General features: G+C 64.4%; 14 protein-coding genes. 6 read left to right on the plus strand and 8 right to left on the minus strand.

The features are described from left to right. Nucleotides 1–13: 13 nt before the first annotated feature. Both ACFSOZ_RS25660 and ACFSOZ_RS25665 read right to left on the minus strand, forming a co-directional pair. Complete coding sequence (locus ACFSOZ_RS25660; protein ID WP_379102477.1) at nt 14–1,201, minus strand: TMEM43 family protein; 1,188 nt, start codon at nt 1,199–1,201, stop codon at nt 14–16. 63 nt (nt 1,202–1,264) lie between these two features. Beyond that, nucleotides 1,265–4,192 carry a M16 family metallopeptidase gene (locus ACFSOZ_RS25665; protein ID WP_379102479.1) on the minus strand — a complete coding sequence of 976 codons (2,928 nt, stop codon included), beginning with the start codon at nt 4,190–4,192 and terminating at the stop codon, nt 1,265–1,267. A 476-nt stretch (nt 4,193–4,668) separates the two neighbouring features. On the opposite strand from ACFSOZ_RS25665, the gene ACFSOZ_RS25670 reads away from it, so the two are divergent. Beyond that, on the plus strand, nt 4,669–5,379 hold the full coding sequence (locus ACFSOZ_RS25670) for a helix-turn-helix transcriptional regulator (protein WP_379102481.1): 711 nt from the start codon (nt 4,669–4,671) through the stop codon (nt 5,377–5,379). Continuing rightward, nucleotides 5,376–6,146, plus strand: a complete 771-nt coding sequence (locus tag ACFSOZ_RS25675; RefSeq protein ID WP_379102483.1) for a helix-turn-helix transcriptional regulator — start codon at nt 5,376–5,378, stop codon at nt 6,144–6,146. Before ACFSOZ_RS25670 ends, ACFSOZ_RS25675 begins: the two co-directional genes overlap by 4 nt. Nucleotides 6,147–6,243: 97 nt before the next feature. Here ACFSOZ_RS25675 and ACFSOZ_RS25680 read toward each other — a convergent pair whose 3' ends face one another. Genes ACFSOZ_RS25680 through motA form a run of 6 tightly spaced genes read right to left on the minus strand, consistent with a single transcriptional unit; the run spans nt 6,244 to nt 11,083 of the window. After that, nucleotides 6,244–6,681, minus strand: coding sequence for a hypothetical protein (locus ACFSOZ_RS25680; RefSeq protein WP_379102485.1), 438 nt, complete (start codon nt 6,679–6,681; stop codon nt 6,244–6,246). Beyond that, nucleotides 6,678–7,760: a flagellar biosynthesis protein FlhB gene (gene flhB, locus ACFSOZ_RS25685; RefSeq protein ID WP_379102487.1), complete on the minus strand. Its 1,083-nt coding sequence runs from the start codon at nt 7,758–7,760 to the stop codon at nt 6,678–6,680. Before flhB ends, ACFSOZ_RS25680 begins: the two co-directional genes overlap by 4 nt. 9 nt (nt 7,761–7,769) lie before the next feature. After that, the gene (locus ACFSOZ_RS25690; protein ID WP_379102489.1) at nt 7,770–8,780 is read right to left on the minus strand and encodes a flagellar motor switch protein FliG; all 1,011 of its coding nucleotides are present in this window, start codon (nt 8,778–8,780) and stop codon (nt 7,770–7,772) included. A 43-nt stretch (nt 8,781–8,823) separates the two neighbouring features. Continuing rightward, nucleotides 8,824–9,210 carry a flagellar motor switch protein FliN gene (gene fliN, locus ACFSOZ_RS25695; RefSeq protein WP_379102491.1) on the minus strand — a complete coding sequence of 129 codons (387 nt, stop codon included), beginning with the start codon at nt 9,208–9,210 and terminating at the stop codon, nt 8,824–8,826. A 17-nt stretch (nt 9,211–9,227) separates the two neighbouring features. Further along, entirely contained in the window at nt 9,228–10,175 is a 948-nt protein-coding gene (locus ACFSOZ_RS25700) for a FliM/FliN family flagellar motor switch protein (RefSeq protein WP_379102493.1), read from the minus strand. Between the two features lie 32 nt (nt 10,176–10,207). Beyond that, nucleotides 10,208–11,083 (minus strand): flagellar motor stator protein MotA, encoded by an 876-nt coding sequence (gene motA / locus ACFSOZ_RS25705; RefSeq protein ID WP_379102494.1) that lies wholly within the window; start codon nt 11,081–11,083, stop codon nt 10,208–10,210. Between the two features lie 148 nt (nt 11,084–11,231). On the opposite strand from motA, the gene ACFSOZ_RS25710 reads away from it, so the two are divergent. From ACFSOZ_RS25710 to ACFSOZ_RS25725, 4 genes are read left to right on the plus strand one after another with little or no spacing between them, the layout of a single operon-like run. Next, complete coding sequence (locus ACFSOZ_RS25710; RefSeq protein WP_379102496.1) at nt 11,232–12,353, plus strand: DUF1217 domain-containing protein; 1,122 nt, start codon at nt 11,232–11,234, stop codon at nt 12,351–12,353. A 7-nt stretch (nt 12,354–12,360) separates the two neighbouring features. Further along, complete coding sequence (gene flgF / locus ACFSOZ_RS25715) at nt 12,361–13,083, plus strand: flagellar basal-body rod protein FlgF (protein WP_379102498.1); 723 nt, start codon at nt 12,361–12,363, stop codon at nt 13,081–13,083. Nucleotides 13,084–13,086: 3 nt separating this feature from the next. Next, complete coding sequence (fliI, locus tag ACFSOZ_RS25720; RefSeq protein WP_379102500.1) at nt 13,087–14,505, plus strand: flagellar protein export ATPase FliI; 1,419 nt, start codon at nt 13,087–13,089, stop codon at nt 14,503–14,505. Beyond that, nucleotides 14,486–15,355, plus strand: coding sequence for a hypothetical protein (locus ACFSOZ_RS25725; protein WP_379102502.1), 870 nt, complete (start codon nt 14,486–14,488; stop codon nt 15,353–15,355). The genes fliI and ACFSOZ_RS25725 overlap by 20 nt, the downstream gene beginning before the upstream one ends. Nucleotides 15,356–15,378: the final 23 nt, after the last annotated feature.

Genomic DNA, 15,378 nt, shown 5'->3' on the forward strand with positions numbered 1-15,378 from the left:
ACGGCTCTCGCGATCAGGTGCCGGTGCCCGGCACGACCGCTGGTGCGGCTGCCTTGCGCGAGCGGCCGAGATAGTAGACCGCCGCCGCCGCGATGATGCCGGCTGCCAGGATACCCGCCGCAAGCAGCGGCCGATACCAGAACCAGGCGATGGCGATCGTCGTCGTGCCGACCAGGATCGCCAGGAAGAAAGCGATGATGCCGGTTCCCATCCGCGCCATGCTGCCGAGGAACGGTATGACGTCGAGGATGACGCCGATCGGGCTGAGGAAGAACGCAAAGCCGATCGTCAGCAGCAAAAGACCGGCGGCGCGCAGCAGCCAGGTAATCAGCGTGTTTGCGCTGATCGCTTCGGCAAACATCTTGTCGGCCGGGACAGTGCCGGTGTCGACCATCAGCAATTGGTCGCCGGCCACCGTCTGGTAAGGCTCGAACCGGCTGCCGGCCTGGCGCGCCACGATGCTGACCACGCCGAGCGGCGCCAGTTCGTAGCCGATGCGGTAGTCGCCCAGCGCGGGCACTGAGGTGTCAGCACCGAGGTAGATCTTGCCGTCGACGATGCCGAGCGGCTTGGTGCCGGAATAGGCAGCCTTGATCGCGGCTGACTGGTTGGCCGACAGCGAATAGTCCTTGTCGCCCTCGATACGATCGAGCACCGGCGTGTCGAGCGTGAAAGCACTGAGCTTGCCTTCCGGAATCTGGAAGGTCCGGCTGTGGATCGCCATCGGCGGATTCTGGTGGCCGTCCGGCTTCTTGAAGTCCGACGAGTCGATCTGGCTGTCGTCCCACACCTTCGAATAGCTGTAGGTGGTCACCGTCTCTTCGCCGCCGCCAAGCTTCTTGGTGGTCTCGGATTTGGACTCTTCCTTCCACTGGTACATCTCGACGTCGCGCGACAGACGCAGCCCTTGCGCCGCAATGCCGAAGTCCGGATCGGACAAGCCACTATCCGCCGTCACCGGTCCGCTGACATGCACCAGCCTGCCGTCATTGGCGGCATCGACGCTGTCGGCGCTGGCCGAGACCACGGCGCCGGCGCCTTCGGCCAGCGAGCGTGCCGTCTGCACCGCGCGGCCCTCGTTCCAGAACAGCCCGATCACCATCAGCACGATCAAGAGCAGGCCGAAGATGACCCCACCGACCGCGCGCTTGATCCGCCCGAACCACGAGACGGATGTTACTTCCCGAAATGAATCGCTCATCGTTTCCCCCGAAACCAACAGTGCCAAGATTTGCGCGCGGCCGGCGGCCGCGCATGTAACCGATCAATCGGCGTGGATCTGCGCGCCGCAATCCTTTGCCAAAGCGCAGGAATGCACCGCCCGCGTCGTGCCGCCGTCACCGACCCGCCATAGCGAGGCGGACAGCGGTGCCTGCTGCTTGCCGCCGAGAAGGTCAAGCGCCCGCATCGCCGTCTGCTCTCCGTCATCGTCGCGCTTGACGATCTCGACATCGCCAAGGCCGATCGCGGCAAGCTGCGGCATCACCACATCAGGGTCGCCCGCGACCACGATCAGTGACGGATCGAGCGACGACAGTGCCAGCGCCTGTTTCTGCACCGCGTCGAGCGTCAGCTGGGTGCGCGCCGTCATCCGGCTCTGCTGGTCCTCCAGCGTCGAACCGGAGCCGACGGCGCCGATCAGCGAACCGAACAGGCCGGCCGAGGTCTCCGCCGATCCGGCCAGCGCCCGGCGATAGACCGTCACCGTGCGATCGACCTCGTCCTGCGCCACCGGCAAGGTGGTCAAGCCGGCAAAGCCTTTCAGGATCTCGGTGATCGCCGGACCGGTGTTGGCCCGCTCGACAGTGGTTGCCACCACCAGTCCCGAGCCGGCCTTCATCGGGCTCAGGAGATAGCTCGACACGCCATAGGAATAGCCCTTTTCCTCTCGGATCACCGAGTTCAGCCGGCTGGAAAAATCATCACCGAGCAGGTTGGCGACCGCGGTCGATTCGGCGCGCTCGCCTTCGTCGGTGCCGGGCGCCGGCCGCGCCACGAACAGCGCCGACTGGCTGGCGCCGGGTTCGGGCACCAGCAGCACTTTCTGGCCGCCGTTGAAATGCGCCGCCGGCGATGGCACCACTGCATAGCCGGCAGCATCATCCACCCATGTGCCGAACGCCTTTTCGAGGCTTGCCGCCACCGTCGCGACTGGCATCGGACCGACGCTGTAGAACGTCACCGCCTTCGGCGTGAACTCCATCTTGAATGCGGCCCTGGCATCGTCGAGCGAGATCGACGCCAGCGCTTTTGCCGACCAGTCGATCGCCGCCTTGTCAGGCGCTTGCGCAATGAGTGCGGCCTTTGCCGCGCGGCCGGCAACGCCCGGCAGGTCGGCCTCGCGGCCATTGAGCCAGTCGACGGTCTGCGCCATCAGCACGGTCCAGTCGGCCTTGTCGAAACGCGGCTTCAGCACCGCGTCGGCCAGCAGGCCGAGGCCCTGATCCAGTTTTTCCGGCGGCACGCCAAGCGTCATCGCGGTGGTCAGATAGCCGGCCTGGTAGCCGACGCCGGCGCCGATATCGCTGGCAGCCTTGGCGAAGTCGGCCGAACTGCGCTCACCGGCGCCGCGCGTCGCCATGCTTGCGGCAAGCTCCAGCAGCCCTTCCTTGCCTTCCGGCACACTGTTCCAGCCACCTTCGGCACTCGCCGCCACATACACCATCGGCGCTGCCGGCATGGTGTAGTGGACGAGCTTGATGCCGTTCGAAAGCGTGGCTGTTTCCAGGGCAGGCAACGCCGCCGAAGGTGCTTCGCCGGCCGCGTGCTTGGGAATGTCGATCGCTGCCCGCTCCGGCGCCGTGAATGGCTGTGGCGTGCCGGATGATCCGATCAGCGCGTCGGGATAGCCACCGCGCGGGCCTGGCTTCAGCACCAGCACGCTGGCGTCTTCCGGTTGCAGAAGCCGCTTCATCGTCGCTTCGACATCAGCATCGCTGGCATTCTTGACGCGCGGATCGTCGACCAGCGCGCTCTGCGCGTCGCCGAGAATGTCGGCATTGTAGGAAACCGTGCCGGCGCGGTCCTTCAGCGCCTCGCTGCCGAGCCGCGTGGCCAGCAATATGCCGTTGCGCGCGCGTTCGACGTCGGCCGGGTCGAGCGGCGTCTTCTGGAAATCCGCGAACGCCGCCCTCATCGCGCTTTCGAGTGCTTCGGGCGTCACGCCTGCCGCAGCGCCCGCCTCGAAGGTGAAGCGGCCGCCGAGCAAACCACCCGTCCAGCTCGCATTGGCATAGGTGGCGACGCCCTGTTCCGAGACGAGGCGATTGCGCAGAAAACCATATTCGCCATTGCCGAGCAGTTCGGCGGCGATGCTGAGCGCGCCATTGTCGGGCGATTGCGCCGCCGGTCCTCTGAAGCCGACCACGACCACCGGGCTCGGCACGCGGTCCTCGAGCACCAGCTTGAGCCGCGCCTGCGTCGGCTCGGGCACCGCGGGCCGCGCCACATCGGCGCCGCGCGGCACCCGGCCAAACGTGTCGGCGATCAGCGCCTTGGTGTCGTCGACCTTGAGATCGCCGACCAGCACCAGCGCCGCATTGTTGGGCAGATAGTAGGTGTTGAAGAAACCGCGCACGTCGTCGAGCGTCGCCGCATCGAGATCGGCGAGCGAGCCGATGACCATGCGGCTATACGGATGCGGCTTCGGGAACAACCCTGACCAGAAGGCCTCCCAGCCGGATGCGCCGGCCTTGTCCAGCACGTTCTGGCGCATCTCGTTCTTGACCACCGAGCGCTGTAGGTCGAGCTTGGCCTGCGTCACCGAGCGGCCGAGATTGGCCATGCGGTCGGCCTCCAGCGACAGGATCATCGGCAGCGACGACGACAGCCCGTCGACATAGAACACGGTGCCGTCCTCGGTGGTCCAGGCATTGATCTCGTTGCCGAGTGCTGCATGCGCGCCGAACACGTTCGGCCAGGCCGGCGTGCCGGAAAACATCAGGTGCTCGAACAGATGCGCGAAACCCGAGCGGCCGGCGGGTTCGTTCATCGAACCGACGCGGTAGCGCAGGTTCATCACCACCTTCGGCGCACGATGGTCTGACACCAGCACCACCTGCAGCCCGTTGTCGAGCGCATAGGTGACAACAGGCTCGGCCTGCGCCCACGCACCGTTCAAGATCGCAAGCACCACCGTGAACGCCAGGAAAACCCGCTTCATGATCACCCCCATGCCGATGGCTGCGAACATGCGCTGCCCGTCTCGCCCAGTCCGACCGAAGGGACGCCCATCCCTGCCGGTCGGCGAAAACCTATCGGAATCGATCGGCCCTCGATACCGCAGCTTCGCAATATCGTCTGGCTTTTTCGTGTCGGCGTATCAGTGACCCCAGGGTGGCGAAGAGGCTCGCGAGTCCGCCTCTGAGTCGCACGCGAGTCCACCAGATTCGTTTTTGTCAAATCGCGTTTGATGTCGGATTCATCTGCGGGTAGATTAGACCCGAATCAGCCGGTCCTTGGGGGGCGCGGCGACCACCCAAAGTCTCACGTTCCGGAAATTTTCCGGCGCCAGACGCGGACGGCTTCGCGTTCCCTGAATGGATTCGGATCTGGTTGGCGCAGCTCTGCGCCATGAGTGTGTCTTCGTCAAAGTAATGCGTATTCGGGTTCGGCGGCTGGCACCCAGCATCCGGACGGCAGAAACGATTCCGGCCAAAAGCAACAAGAATGAGCAGTCCCGCCGCGCTTCTTCAATCCGACACATTGGGCTCGCGCCTGACGTCGCGCGGTGATCTCACCAGCTTTTTCATGCAACTGACCGCCGAGATCGGCGCCGACAGCTACATGCTGGTTGCCATTGTCCACGACCAGGACCGCAACGATGCGCGCATCGTTGCGTCCAACTGGATTTTCGACGCCATTGAGCTGACCGGCAAGCGGCTGATCGCCGGGCTTGCGCAAGGTGCGCTCACCGTCGCGCCCGGCATCCGCCCGAGACCGCTTGTAGCCTCCCAGGCACCCGAGGCAGATGGATTGGTCACCGGCGAGGAAGCGCGGCTTCTCGACGTGCTCGGCCATGCCGAGATCTATTCGCTCCGGCTGAATGTCGGTCGCCAGCGCCTGTTCGCCCTGTTTTCCGCCGCAACCGCCGGCAAGATCGACCAGCCGGCGCTGATGCGGGCGCAGTTGAAGTGCTGCTACGCGCTCTCGCACATCCCGCAATTGATTGCCGCCGCCGCCATGCAGGACCCGCTGTCGGATCGTGAGCGCGAATGCCTGTTCTGGGTCTCCGAGGGCAAGACCACCGACGAGGTCGCCGTCATCCTTGGCGTCTCCTCCAACACCGTCAACAGCTACATCACCCACGCCATCCAGAAATTCGCGGCCAGCAACCGCGCGATGGCCATCGCCACGGCGATCAGGAGCGGCATCATTTGAAACACGCCGATATCAAGGAGGCTGCCGAAGCCCTTTTCAACGACCAGCGCAATCCGTTCGGCGCCTTCTCGCTCGGTTCCGAAACCCATCACGCCGTCACCATTCCCGACGCCGTGCGCCGATGCCGTTGGATCGCCGTCGACATCAACGCCTCGGCCTTCGGCCTGTTCTTCGTCAGCCCCTCGCCCGAACGGGCACGCCTCGTCCCTTGCCTTGATTCCGACTATCCCGGCATTGCGGTGGCGACCAAGTTCATTTCAGGCGCCAATGGCGAGGAGATCGTGCGCCACACCCGCAACTCGACGGAGCCGCGCTGGTGGACGGACGACGGCGTCGCCGCCATGGCGGAGGCATTCGGCAATCTCGCCTGGACCGAACAGATGGCGCCGCTGGCGCCCGGCACCAGCGGCATCGCCTTCCCCGTCCATGCCGATCGTGGACAATGCGGCCTTGTCGTGTTCCTGGGGTCCGAGATCGCCCTGCCGCAGGACGCACTCTACGAAATCCACGCCCGCTGCTTTTCATTGTTCGCCGCCGTCGCCCGCATCCGCCCGAGCGAAGCCGGCCGCATGCGCGCGATCTCCAAGCGCGAGCTCGAATGCCTGAAGCTGACCGCCAATGGCAACACCAGCGAGGAGATCGCACGGCTTCTGAAGCTTTCGGTGCACACCGCCAACCAGTACCTGACCCAGTCGACCCAGAAGCTCAACGCCGTCAACCGCAACCAGGCCGTTGCCAAGGCGTTGCGGCTGGGCCTGATCGAATAGGGCAATTCCAATGCATGTCGCCCAAAAATGGGCCCGGTTTTGGGAAAACGACATGCATGAAAACAACGGCGGGTAGCGGCTCGGAAGCGAGCGATGGTCAGCGAAAGGCCAGCGGCTCGACCCTGCGGATACGCGCCTGTTCGATCACCGCCTCGAGCAGGGCCGTGTTGTGCTCCGGATCCTCGCCCGGTTTCTCGAACGACACGTAGTTGACCATCACCGAAGCGCTAAGTTCGCTCAGCGTCAGCTGGAAATAGACGGTGACGCCAGGCGGCCTCAGCTCGAGATCGAGCACGATGCGCGGGCTGCCGCTCCAGTCGACATGCGCCTCGCCGCCATGACCGAGCCGCAGCGTGCCCGGCATGAAGAACAGCTCCACCGCCGAATCGACCAGATCCGACAGGCACGCGAAATGCTCCAGCCGGATGAAGGCGATATAGTCGGCGACATCGATCAGTCGGAGTTCCCCCACCACCTGCTCGATGGCGCTGGCGACGATGATCTCGCGGGATTTTGCGTGCGGTTGCCGGTTCATGAAATCTGTCTGCGCTCAGCCTTTTTCGAATAGACGATCCGCACCAGTTCGGCGACGGCCTGATAGAATTGCGACGGGATCACATTATCGACCGAAACTTGCTTGTACATGGAGCGGGCGAGCGCCACGTCCTCGAAGATCGGGATGTTGTGTTCCCGCGCGATCTCGCGGATCTTCAGCGCCACCAGATCCTGCCCCTTGGCCAGCACGATGGGTGCTGAATCCTCGTCGCGCACATATTTCAGCGCGATCGAGAAGTGCGTCGGGTTGGCGATGATCAGTGTCGCGCGCGGCACCGCCGTCATCATCCGTTTGCGCGCCCGGTCGCGCGCCAGCGAGCGCAGCCGCGACTTGACGATCGGATCGCCCTCGGACTGCTTGAACTCGTCCTTGACCTCCTGCTTGCTCATGCGCAGGTCCTGCTTCCAGTGGAATCGCGACCAGACGAGGTCGACCGCCGCGATCAGCCCCATGACGAAGACGATCGCCACCAGGATGTCGACGGCGATGCCACGGATCACGAGGCCGAAGGCAACCGGGTTGGTGATCATGCCGGCGAGCAGCTTGCGGTGGTCTTCCGACAGCGTGAAGCTCAGCACGATGATGGCAAAGCCGACCTTGCCCAGTGCCTTCAAGAACTCGACCCAACCCTGAATGCCGAACAGCCTGCTCCAGCCCTTGGCAATCGAGATGCGCGAGAGTTGCGGCCGTACCCGCTCGCCGACGAATTGCGGCATGTTCTGGAACACCGAGGCGCCGACACCGGCGACCGTTAGAAGCACCAGCAGGCTGACGACGGCGCGGCCTACCTCGAGGAGGACGATCTTGTAGAGCGCGATGACATCGGTTTCGGTGTCCATCGGCCAGGCTTCCGGCTTCTCCAAGAACATCGACAGGAACATGCCGAGATCGATGACGGCGTCCTTGGCGTAGAAGACAGTGAACACCAGTATGGCGACGAAGGATGCCAGCAGCGCCGTTTCCCGCGAATGGGGCAGCTTGCCCTGTTCGATGGTGTCGCGGATCTTCTTTTCCGTCGCCTCTTCGGTTTTCGAATCCTTGTCGACCGCGTCAGCCATGTCGCGGTCTTAGGCGGCGTTCTGGGTCGCGGGGAGCTCGAAGGCGCCTTCGCGCGACAACCGGATCGTCGTCGTCACGATCGTCTTGCGCGCCGCGGTGATGTCGGCAAGGGCAATACCCTCCGACCCCTGTCCGAGTTCGGCTTCGATCATGCGCCGCGACCGTGCGCCGATTGCCGACAGCACGGATTCGGCAAGTCCCGCCTGCGCGCCGCGCAAGGCCAGCGTGACCAGTTCGGTCGACAGCCCGTCGAACAGCAGCACCCGCGCTTTCTGGGTCAGCAGCGGCAGATCGTCGAAGGCGAACAGGCGGGCCCGGACGCCGTCGAGATCGGGCGTACCGGCGGCCTCCAGATCCTGCATGACCTCCTCGAGCAGCGGCTTGTCCAGCTCGTTGAGCACGCTGGCGACACGCGCCTGGCCGGCCGAAGTGTCCTTGGTCGAGGTTTCCGTCAGCACGCTGCTGCGCAACCGGTTTTCGACGATCCTGCTGGCGGCGTCGGGAACATTGGCCATCGTCACCATGCGCTTGATGATCTCGCCGCGCGTCGCCTTGGTCAGCGTCAGGAGCACGCCCGCCGCCGATTGCGGCGCCAGCTTCGACAGCACCATGGCCGCGGTCTGCGGATGTTCGCCGGCGAGGAAGGTGCCAAGCCGCGACGGTTCGAGCTTCTCGAGCTCGGGCCAGATCGGCGGCGGGCCTTCCGGCGCGACCTCGAATTTCTTGTCGCCCATGATCGCGCTCATCTCTTCGGGCGAGAGCGATTCATTGAGGATGGTGTCCATCCTGTCAGCGGAATCGAGCAATCCCGCCCCTTCGGTGAACTCGGCCTCGAACTCGGCGACGATGCGCTCGAGATCGTTTTGCGGAATGGTCCGCAGCAGCCGGGCGCCCTCGATCAGCGCCTTCAATTCTTCCTGCTTGAAGAATTTCAAAAGACGGCTGGCCGATGGCTTGCCCATCGCCACCAAAATGGCGGCCGCCTTCTGCGCGCGGGTCAAGGTCACCGGCGTCGTCATGCCTCTCGCCTCCGCTGCCACCGGCAAGCCCCGCAATCCATGTCTAGGCGCCCTTCGTGCCGGCGATGATTTCGGTCAGCCTGATGCCGAAGCGCGACGGATCGCTTTCCAGCACGGTGATCTCGCCGCGCGCGATCTTGCGGCCGTTGACCACGACGTCGACAGGTTCGCCGATGCGGCGGTTGAGTGCCACCGTCGACCCCTTCTGCAGCGCCATCAGGTCGGAGACCGGCATCTCGGTGCTGCCGAGGATGATCTGGACATCGACCGGGATGTTCATGATGACGCTCGAATTGGCACCGGAAGCGGCTCTGAACGCCGCATCGGGGCGCCTTTCCTCTTCATGCAGGACCCCGCGCAATTCTTCGATGGCACGGTCGAGCTGCTCGTCCGGCTGGTCGAGGTCGGCTTCCGCCTTGGTGTTGGCCATGCGTCGTCTCCAAATGCTCAGGCGCGTCCGGCGGCAGCCGGCATCAGCCCGTCGATAAAGTCCTGCCCGGCATCGTAGGGATGCCTGATTCGGACGGTGTAGTTCTGCCCCAGTTTGCCGAACTCGCACACGAACAGCGTCTGGCCGCGCGCGCTGAGACGCGCCTGCGACTGCGCCGTTTCCTCGAATTCGATGATCTGCCCGATTTCAAAACCGGCGAGGTCGCCAAGCGTCAGCCGTGCCAGTGGCATGGTGGCCTCAAGCGCCACCGTGGAGCGCATCACCTCTTCCGAGAAGCGCGCGCGCCAGCTGGAGCTGTGATCGTCGTCGCTGACAGCGGCGGCACCGTCGCGGCTGGCCAGCACGACACGCTGCGGCATCGTCACCGTGACGGTGCCGCTGTCGGCCGGCGTCGAGATGCCAAGGACGATGCGGACTGCCGCGCCATCGCGCAGCACGTGCCGTTTCGCCTCGGTGCCCGACATCGCCCGCGGCGCCGGCAGGCGCAGGTCGAGCGAGCGCCGTCCCGATCCGTTCAGGGCCTGTGCGACCTGCTGGAACACCATGGTCGAGACATCGACTTCGATCTGCGACAGATCGCGCTCTATCGGAGATGCCGGCATATCGGGGTCGCCGCCGAACAGCGTGCAGATCATGATCGCGATCGCCGGCGCATCGATCACCAGGGTCATCGCATCGGAGGACGTGGATGATGCGACGATGGTCATGGCAAACGTATCGCCGGCACGCGAGCGCGCCTCCGCGACGCGGCTGACTTCGACCGCCCTGAGATCGACGGTGACCGGAACGCCAAGTTCGCTGGTCAGGCTCTTCTGCAGCAGCGGCGCGGCGCGCTCGGCCATGGCCCGGCCGGTGCCGATGACCTGGGCGGCCTCGCCGCTGTCGCCGACGAGACGCTCGATGATCAGCGAGCGCGCTTCCGCTGGGCTGCCCGGACTGGTCATGACAGTGCAGGGACCGATCTGTCGCGCATCGTTCAGGCGGCCTTCTTGTCGACGGTGCCGGTGTTCATCGTGCTCTGCTCGACAGCGTCGATCGTCGGCCGTTCATAGGACGAGATGGTCTTGCGGCCGAACTCGATCGCCACCTGCGGCAGTGCGCCGTTCATGTAGGCCAGCAGCGTCTGCTTGACGATGATGTAGAGGCGGTTCTTCTTCTCGCGCACCGTCTTGATCTTGGTGGCGACCGGTCCGACCACCGAATAGGACAGGAAGATGCCGAGGAACGTTCCGACAAGTGCTGCACCAATCAGGCCGCCGAGGATTTCCGGCGACTGGTCGAGCGCGCCCATCGCCTTGACCACGCCAAGCACGGCGGCGACGATGCCGAGCGCTGGCAGGCCGTCACCGACCGCCACCATTGCGTGATAGGCCTTCATCTTGTCCGACTTGATGGTCTGGATTTCCTCGTCCATCAGCGCCTCGATCTCGTGCGAGCGGGCATTGCCGATGATGATGATGCGGCAGTAGTCGCAGATGAAATGCGTCAGGTCATGGTTATGCAGCACGGTTGGGAACGCTTGGAAAATCGCCGACTCTTCCGGATTGTCGATATGCGCCTCGACCTCGCTGCGGGATTTCGACCGCAGCTCTCGCATCAGTGAGTGCAGAACGCCGAGCGTTTCGAGATAGTCCTGTTCCTTCGGCACCGCCTGCTTGAAGGCTTCGAGAATGCCTTTGCCGGTGTCCTTGACCGTCTTCATTGGATTGGCGACGAGGAAGGTGCCAAAAGCTGCGCCACAGATGATCACGGCCTCCCATGGCTGTATCAGCACGTGAAGATGACCGCCCATGGCCATGAAGCCGCCGAGGACGCAGCCGAGCGTTACCACCAGTCCAATCAGAATGCCCACGAAAGGTCCTTCCGCATTTCACAACAGGAGCAAGGGATAGCCGCCTTGCCTTGTGTGAGGCTTGAATCGAAGCCCGTGGATCCGATTCAGTTTCGCGCAAGGAAGTGAGGGTATTGTGCTGACATAGCTTCGGCCGGAGGCACGTCTTTTGCTTAATACCTTTACCAGCTACCAGCTCATCACCAAGGACATCTCGCAGTCGCTCGACAGGATCGAGCAGCAGCCCGTGGTTGACCGCGATACCAAATATTATCTCGCCAACATCACCAAGGTGAAATCGATCGACGATTTCGTCAACAATGACCGGTTGTTCAAATATGCCATGAAGGCCTACGGGCTCGAGGACATGGACTACGCCAAGGCCTTCATGGTCAAGGCATTGAAGGAAGGTGTCTCCGACCCCGACAGTTTCGCCAACAAGCTGACCGACAAGCGCTACGCCGATTTTGTCAGCGCCTTCAACTTCGCCGCCAACGGCGCCGATGCGACCATCTACAACAAGACGCAGCAGATGGTGACCAAGAACTACGCCACGCAGGCGGAGATCGCTGGCCTCGATCCGGACTCCGACTACGTGACGGGCGAGACGACTTACTATCTCGCCAACATCACCAAGGTGAAGTCGATCGACGATCTGATGTCGAACAACCGGCTCTACACATACGCCCTCGCTTCATTCGGTCTCGATTCGGCGACCGAGGACAAGGATCTCATCAAGCAGGTTCTGCAGGGCGGCGTCCGCGACCCCGACAGCGTCGCCAACAAGATGACGGACAAGACCTACGCCGCACTCGCCTTCGCCTTCAACTTCGAAGCCTATGGCGAAAACGCCACCACCATCAATCCGGCGCAGCAGCCGACCGTCGACAAGTACATGCGCCAGACCCTCGAAGAGAATGCCGGCCAGACCAACCAGGGTGTGCGGCTGGCGCTTTACTTCGACCGCAAGGCGCCAACCATCACCAGCTGGTACGACGTGCTGGCCGACACCGCCCTTGCCAGCGTGGTGCGCACCGCGCTCGGGCTCCCCGATTCCTTCGCCTCCGCCAACATCGACAAGCAGGCGCAGCTGTTCGAGCAGAAACTCGACATCTCGGATTTCTCCGACCCCGAGAAGCTTGGCAAGTTCCTCACACGCTTCACCAGCATGTACGAGATCAACAACCCGACCTCATCGGCCGTCACCTCGGTCAGCGTGCTGTTTGCCCAGCCGATCACGGTCGGTATTTCCACCGACCTGATGATGGCCATGCAGAAACTGAGGTCCTGAGAGCATCATGCGGGACAGCCTCTACGTCGCCCTTTCCTCGCAGATCGCGCTCGAGCGCCGCCTCGACACGATCGCCGACAATGTCGCCAACGCCTCGACGATCGGCTTTCGCGCCACCGGCGTGAAATTCGAGGACGTCGTGTCAGGCACCGGATCGAAATCGGTGTCCTTCGCATCCTCGGGCAAGACCTATCTTTCCGGCGCGCACGGTGCCTTGACCGAGACCGGAAACCCGTTCGACTTCGCCGTCCAGGGCGATGCCTGGTTCGCCATCGATACGCCGGTCGGCACCGTCATGACCCGCGACGGGCGCTTTTCGATGAACGAGAATGGCGAGCTGATGTCGATCGAGGGCCACCCGGTGCTCGATGCCGGCGGTGCGCCGATCCAACTCGACCCCCGCAACGGTCCGCCCAAGGCCGGGGCCGACGGTTCGCTGCGCCAGAACGATCAGCTTGTCGGCTCCATCGGCCTCTACAATTTCGATCCGGGCGAGAATTTTGTCCGCTACGGCAATTCAGGCATCGTTCCGGCGCGCACGCCAGAGCCGGTCACGGATCGCTCCGATACCGGGATCGCCCAGGGTTTTCTCGAGGAATCCAACGTCAATCCGGTGCTGGAGATCACCCGGCTGATCATGGTGCAGCGCGCCTTCGAGAACACCGCCGCGCTGATGCGGCAGACCGACTCCTCCACCGACGAGGCGATCAAGACGCTCGGCTCGAAATAGTCCATGTCGCTCGACCAGCCATCCCTGCGCGCACCCGAAAGACAGCTCCAGCCGGCGCCGGAAGACCGGCTTGCCGCGCTGGAACGGGTATGGCGGCGTTTCGCCGACACCGAGGCACTGCTCAAGCGCGGCGGCCGCGTCACCGAGGTCACGTCCACGCACTACAAGGTGCACGGCCTTTCCGACTTCGCCAGGCTGGGCGACATCGTCGAGCAGCGCGGCCATGCCGGCACGCGTCGCGGCGAGATCGTCAAGATCGGCCGCGACGAGATTGTCGTAGCACCCTTCGAACGCAGCGCCGATGCCGGCATCGGTGATGCCGTGTTCCGCCGCGGTCCGCTCGCGGTGGCGCCGCATGCCTCGTGGCGCGGCCGCACCATCGACGCGCTCACCAGGGCGATCGACGGCGGCCCGACCCTGGTCAGGGGTGACGACACCTCGAGCGGCGCCCAGACGACGCCCGGCGCCATGGCACGGCAGCGCGTCGGAACCGCCTTCATGACCGGCGTCAAGGTCATCGACATCTTCACGCCGCTTTGCCTCGGCCAGCGTCTCGGCATCTTTGCCGGCTCCGGCGTCGGCAAGTCGACGCTGCTCGCCATGCTCGCCGGCGCCGATGCATTCGACACCGTCGTCGTGGCGCTGATCGGCGAACGCGGCCGCGAAGTGCGCGAATTCCTCGAGGACACGATCGGCGACAGCATGGCCAAGACCGTCGCAGTCGTCGCCACCAGCGACGAGAGCGCCATGATGCGCCGGCGTGCGCCGGACACCGCCATGTGCGTCGCCGAGCATTTTCGCGACCAGGGCCACCGCGTGCTTTTGGTGCTGGATTCGATCACCCGCTTCGCCCATGCCTTGCGCGAGGTGGCGACGGGAACCGGCGAGCCGCCGGTCGCCCGCGGCTATCCCGCCTCGGTGTTCACCGAACTGCCCAAGCTGCTCGAGCGCGCCGGGCCCGGCGCGGAGGGCCCCGGGGTTGAAGGTCGAGGGTCGATCACCGCCGTCATTTCCGTGCTGGTCGACGGCGACGACCACAACGACCCGGTCGCCGATTCCGTGCGCGGCATTCTCGACGGTCATGTCGTGCTCGACCGCGCGATCGCCGAACAGGGCCGCTATCCGCCGGTCAACCCGCTGTCGTCCATTTCGCGGCTGGCCGGCAAGGCCTGGAGCGCCGAACAGCGCGCGCTGGTGACAAGGCTGAAGTCGATGATCGCCCGCTTCGAGGACACGCGCGATATCCGTCTGCTGGGTGCCTATCAGGGCGGCGTCGACGCCGAACTCGATATCGCCGTGCGTCAGGTGCCGCTGATCTACGAGGCGCTGACGCAATCGCCCAAGGACCGCCCGTCCGCCGAACCGTTCTCGGATCTCGCCCGCCACCTCAAGGGTAAGCTGAATGCCGATGCAGGAGACTGAACGCCAGTACACCGAGCGTATCCTGCGCGAGATGATCGCCGAGGCCAACGCTGCGGAGGAAGCCAGAGCTGCCGAAGCCAGAGTCGCAAGGGCAAATGCTGCCCGCGCCATAGCTGCGAAAGCCGAGGCTGTTCTAGCCAGAGCTGCCAAGCCAAACCTGCCCAGGGTTGCCAAGCCAATCCCGCCCCGGGTTGCCAAAGCCGAGCCTGTTCGGTCCAGGGCTGCCGAGCCCGCTTTGCCCAGGGTTCCCCAGGCGGCGGTTGCCGAGATGACGCAGGCCAGCCGCGACTCGCTCATCGACGGCCTATTCCCGGCCACCGAATGGCCACAGCCGCCAAAGGCACAGTTTCCCAGGCTGAAAAAGAAGTCCGACCGGCGGAGCGATTTCGTCGTTGCCGCGCTCGGCCTCACGCTCGGGCTGATCTGCGCCCTGTTTCCCTGGTACATCTTCTTCAACCAGGAACAGTTCGGCGTCCAGGCGATCAAGTTCGGCGGCACCGGCACCAACTCGGGACGGGCGGGCGGTGGTGTGGTCGCCCAACGCAGCGCGCCGTTGACGGCAAAAGACGTTCCGGCGGCCAATCTCGATCTGCTTGCCACGGGAACCGTACAGGATGATGCCAGTCCCGCGCCGGCGCCCAATGAGCAACCCTTTCCAGCGGACGCCGCGAAATTCCGCATGGTTCATGTCGCCAATGGCCGCGCCATGATCGAGGACGACGCCGGACTGTGGATCGTCCAGCGTGGCTCGATACTGCCCGACTCCAGCCTGGTGTCCTCCATCGAGCAGCGCAACGGCAAATGGGTCATGGTCACCAGCACCGACCAGGTGATCGAACTCTCCAGGTAAAACGCCCCGTCTCGGGCGTCCGG

It is taken from the genome of Mesorhizobium newzealandense, assembly GCF_042682145.1.
GTDB lineage: Bacteria > Pseudomonadota > Alphaproteobacteria > Rhizobiales > Rhizobiaceae > Mesorhizobium > Mesorhizobium newzealandense.

What these genes read in the sequence shown, in the direction of transcription:
- ACFSOZ_RS25660 (WP_379102477.1), bottom strand. Translation starts at nt 1,201, where the DNA reads ATGAGCGATTCATTTCGGGAAGTAACATCCGTCTCGTGGTTCGGGCGG.
- ACFSOZ_RS25665 (WP_379102479.1), bottom strand. Translation starts at nt 4,192, where the DNA reads ATGTTCGCAGCCATCGGCATGGGGGTGATCATGAAGCGGGTTTTCCTG.
- ACFSOZ_RS25670 (WP_379102481.1), top strand. Translation starts at nt 4,669, where the DNA reads ATGAGCAGTCCCGCCGCGCTTCTTCAATCCGACACATTGGGCTCGCGC.
- ACFSOZ_RS25680 (WP_379102485.1), bottom strand. Translation starts at nt 6,681, where the DNA reads ATGAACCGGCAACCGCACGCAAAATCCCGCGAGATCATCGTCGCCAGC.
- flhB (WP_379102487.1), bottom strand. Translation starts at nt 7,760, where the DNA reads ATGGCTGACGCGGTCGACAAGGATTCGAAAACCGAAGAGGCGACGGAA.
- ACFSOZ_RS25690 (WP_379102489.1), bottom strand. Translation starts at nt 8,780, where the DNA reads ATGACGACGCCGGTGACCTTGACCCGCGCGCAGAAGGCGGCCGCCATT.
- fliN (WP_379102491.1), bottom strand. Translation starts at nt 9,210, where the DNA reads ATGGCCAACACCAAGGCGGAAGCCGACCTCGACCAGCCGGACGAGCAG.
- ACFSOZ_RS25700 (WP_379102493.1), bottom strand. Translation starts at nt 10,175, where the DNA reads ATGACCAGTCCGGGCAGCCCAGCGGAAGCGCGCTCGCTGATCATCGAG.
- flgF (WP_379102498.1), top strand. Translation starts at nt 12,361, where the DNA reads ATGCGGGACAGCCTCTACGTCGCCCTTTCCTCGCAGATCGCGCTCGAG.
- fliI (WP_379102500.1), top strand. Translation starts at nt 13,087, where the DNA reads ATGTCGCTCGACCAGCCATCCCTGCGCGCACCCGAAAGACAGCTCCAG.
- ACFSOZ_RS25725 (WP_379102502.1), top strand. Translation starts at nt 14,486, where the DNA reads ATGCCGATGCAGGAGACTGAACGCCAGTACACCGAGCGTATCCTGCGC.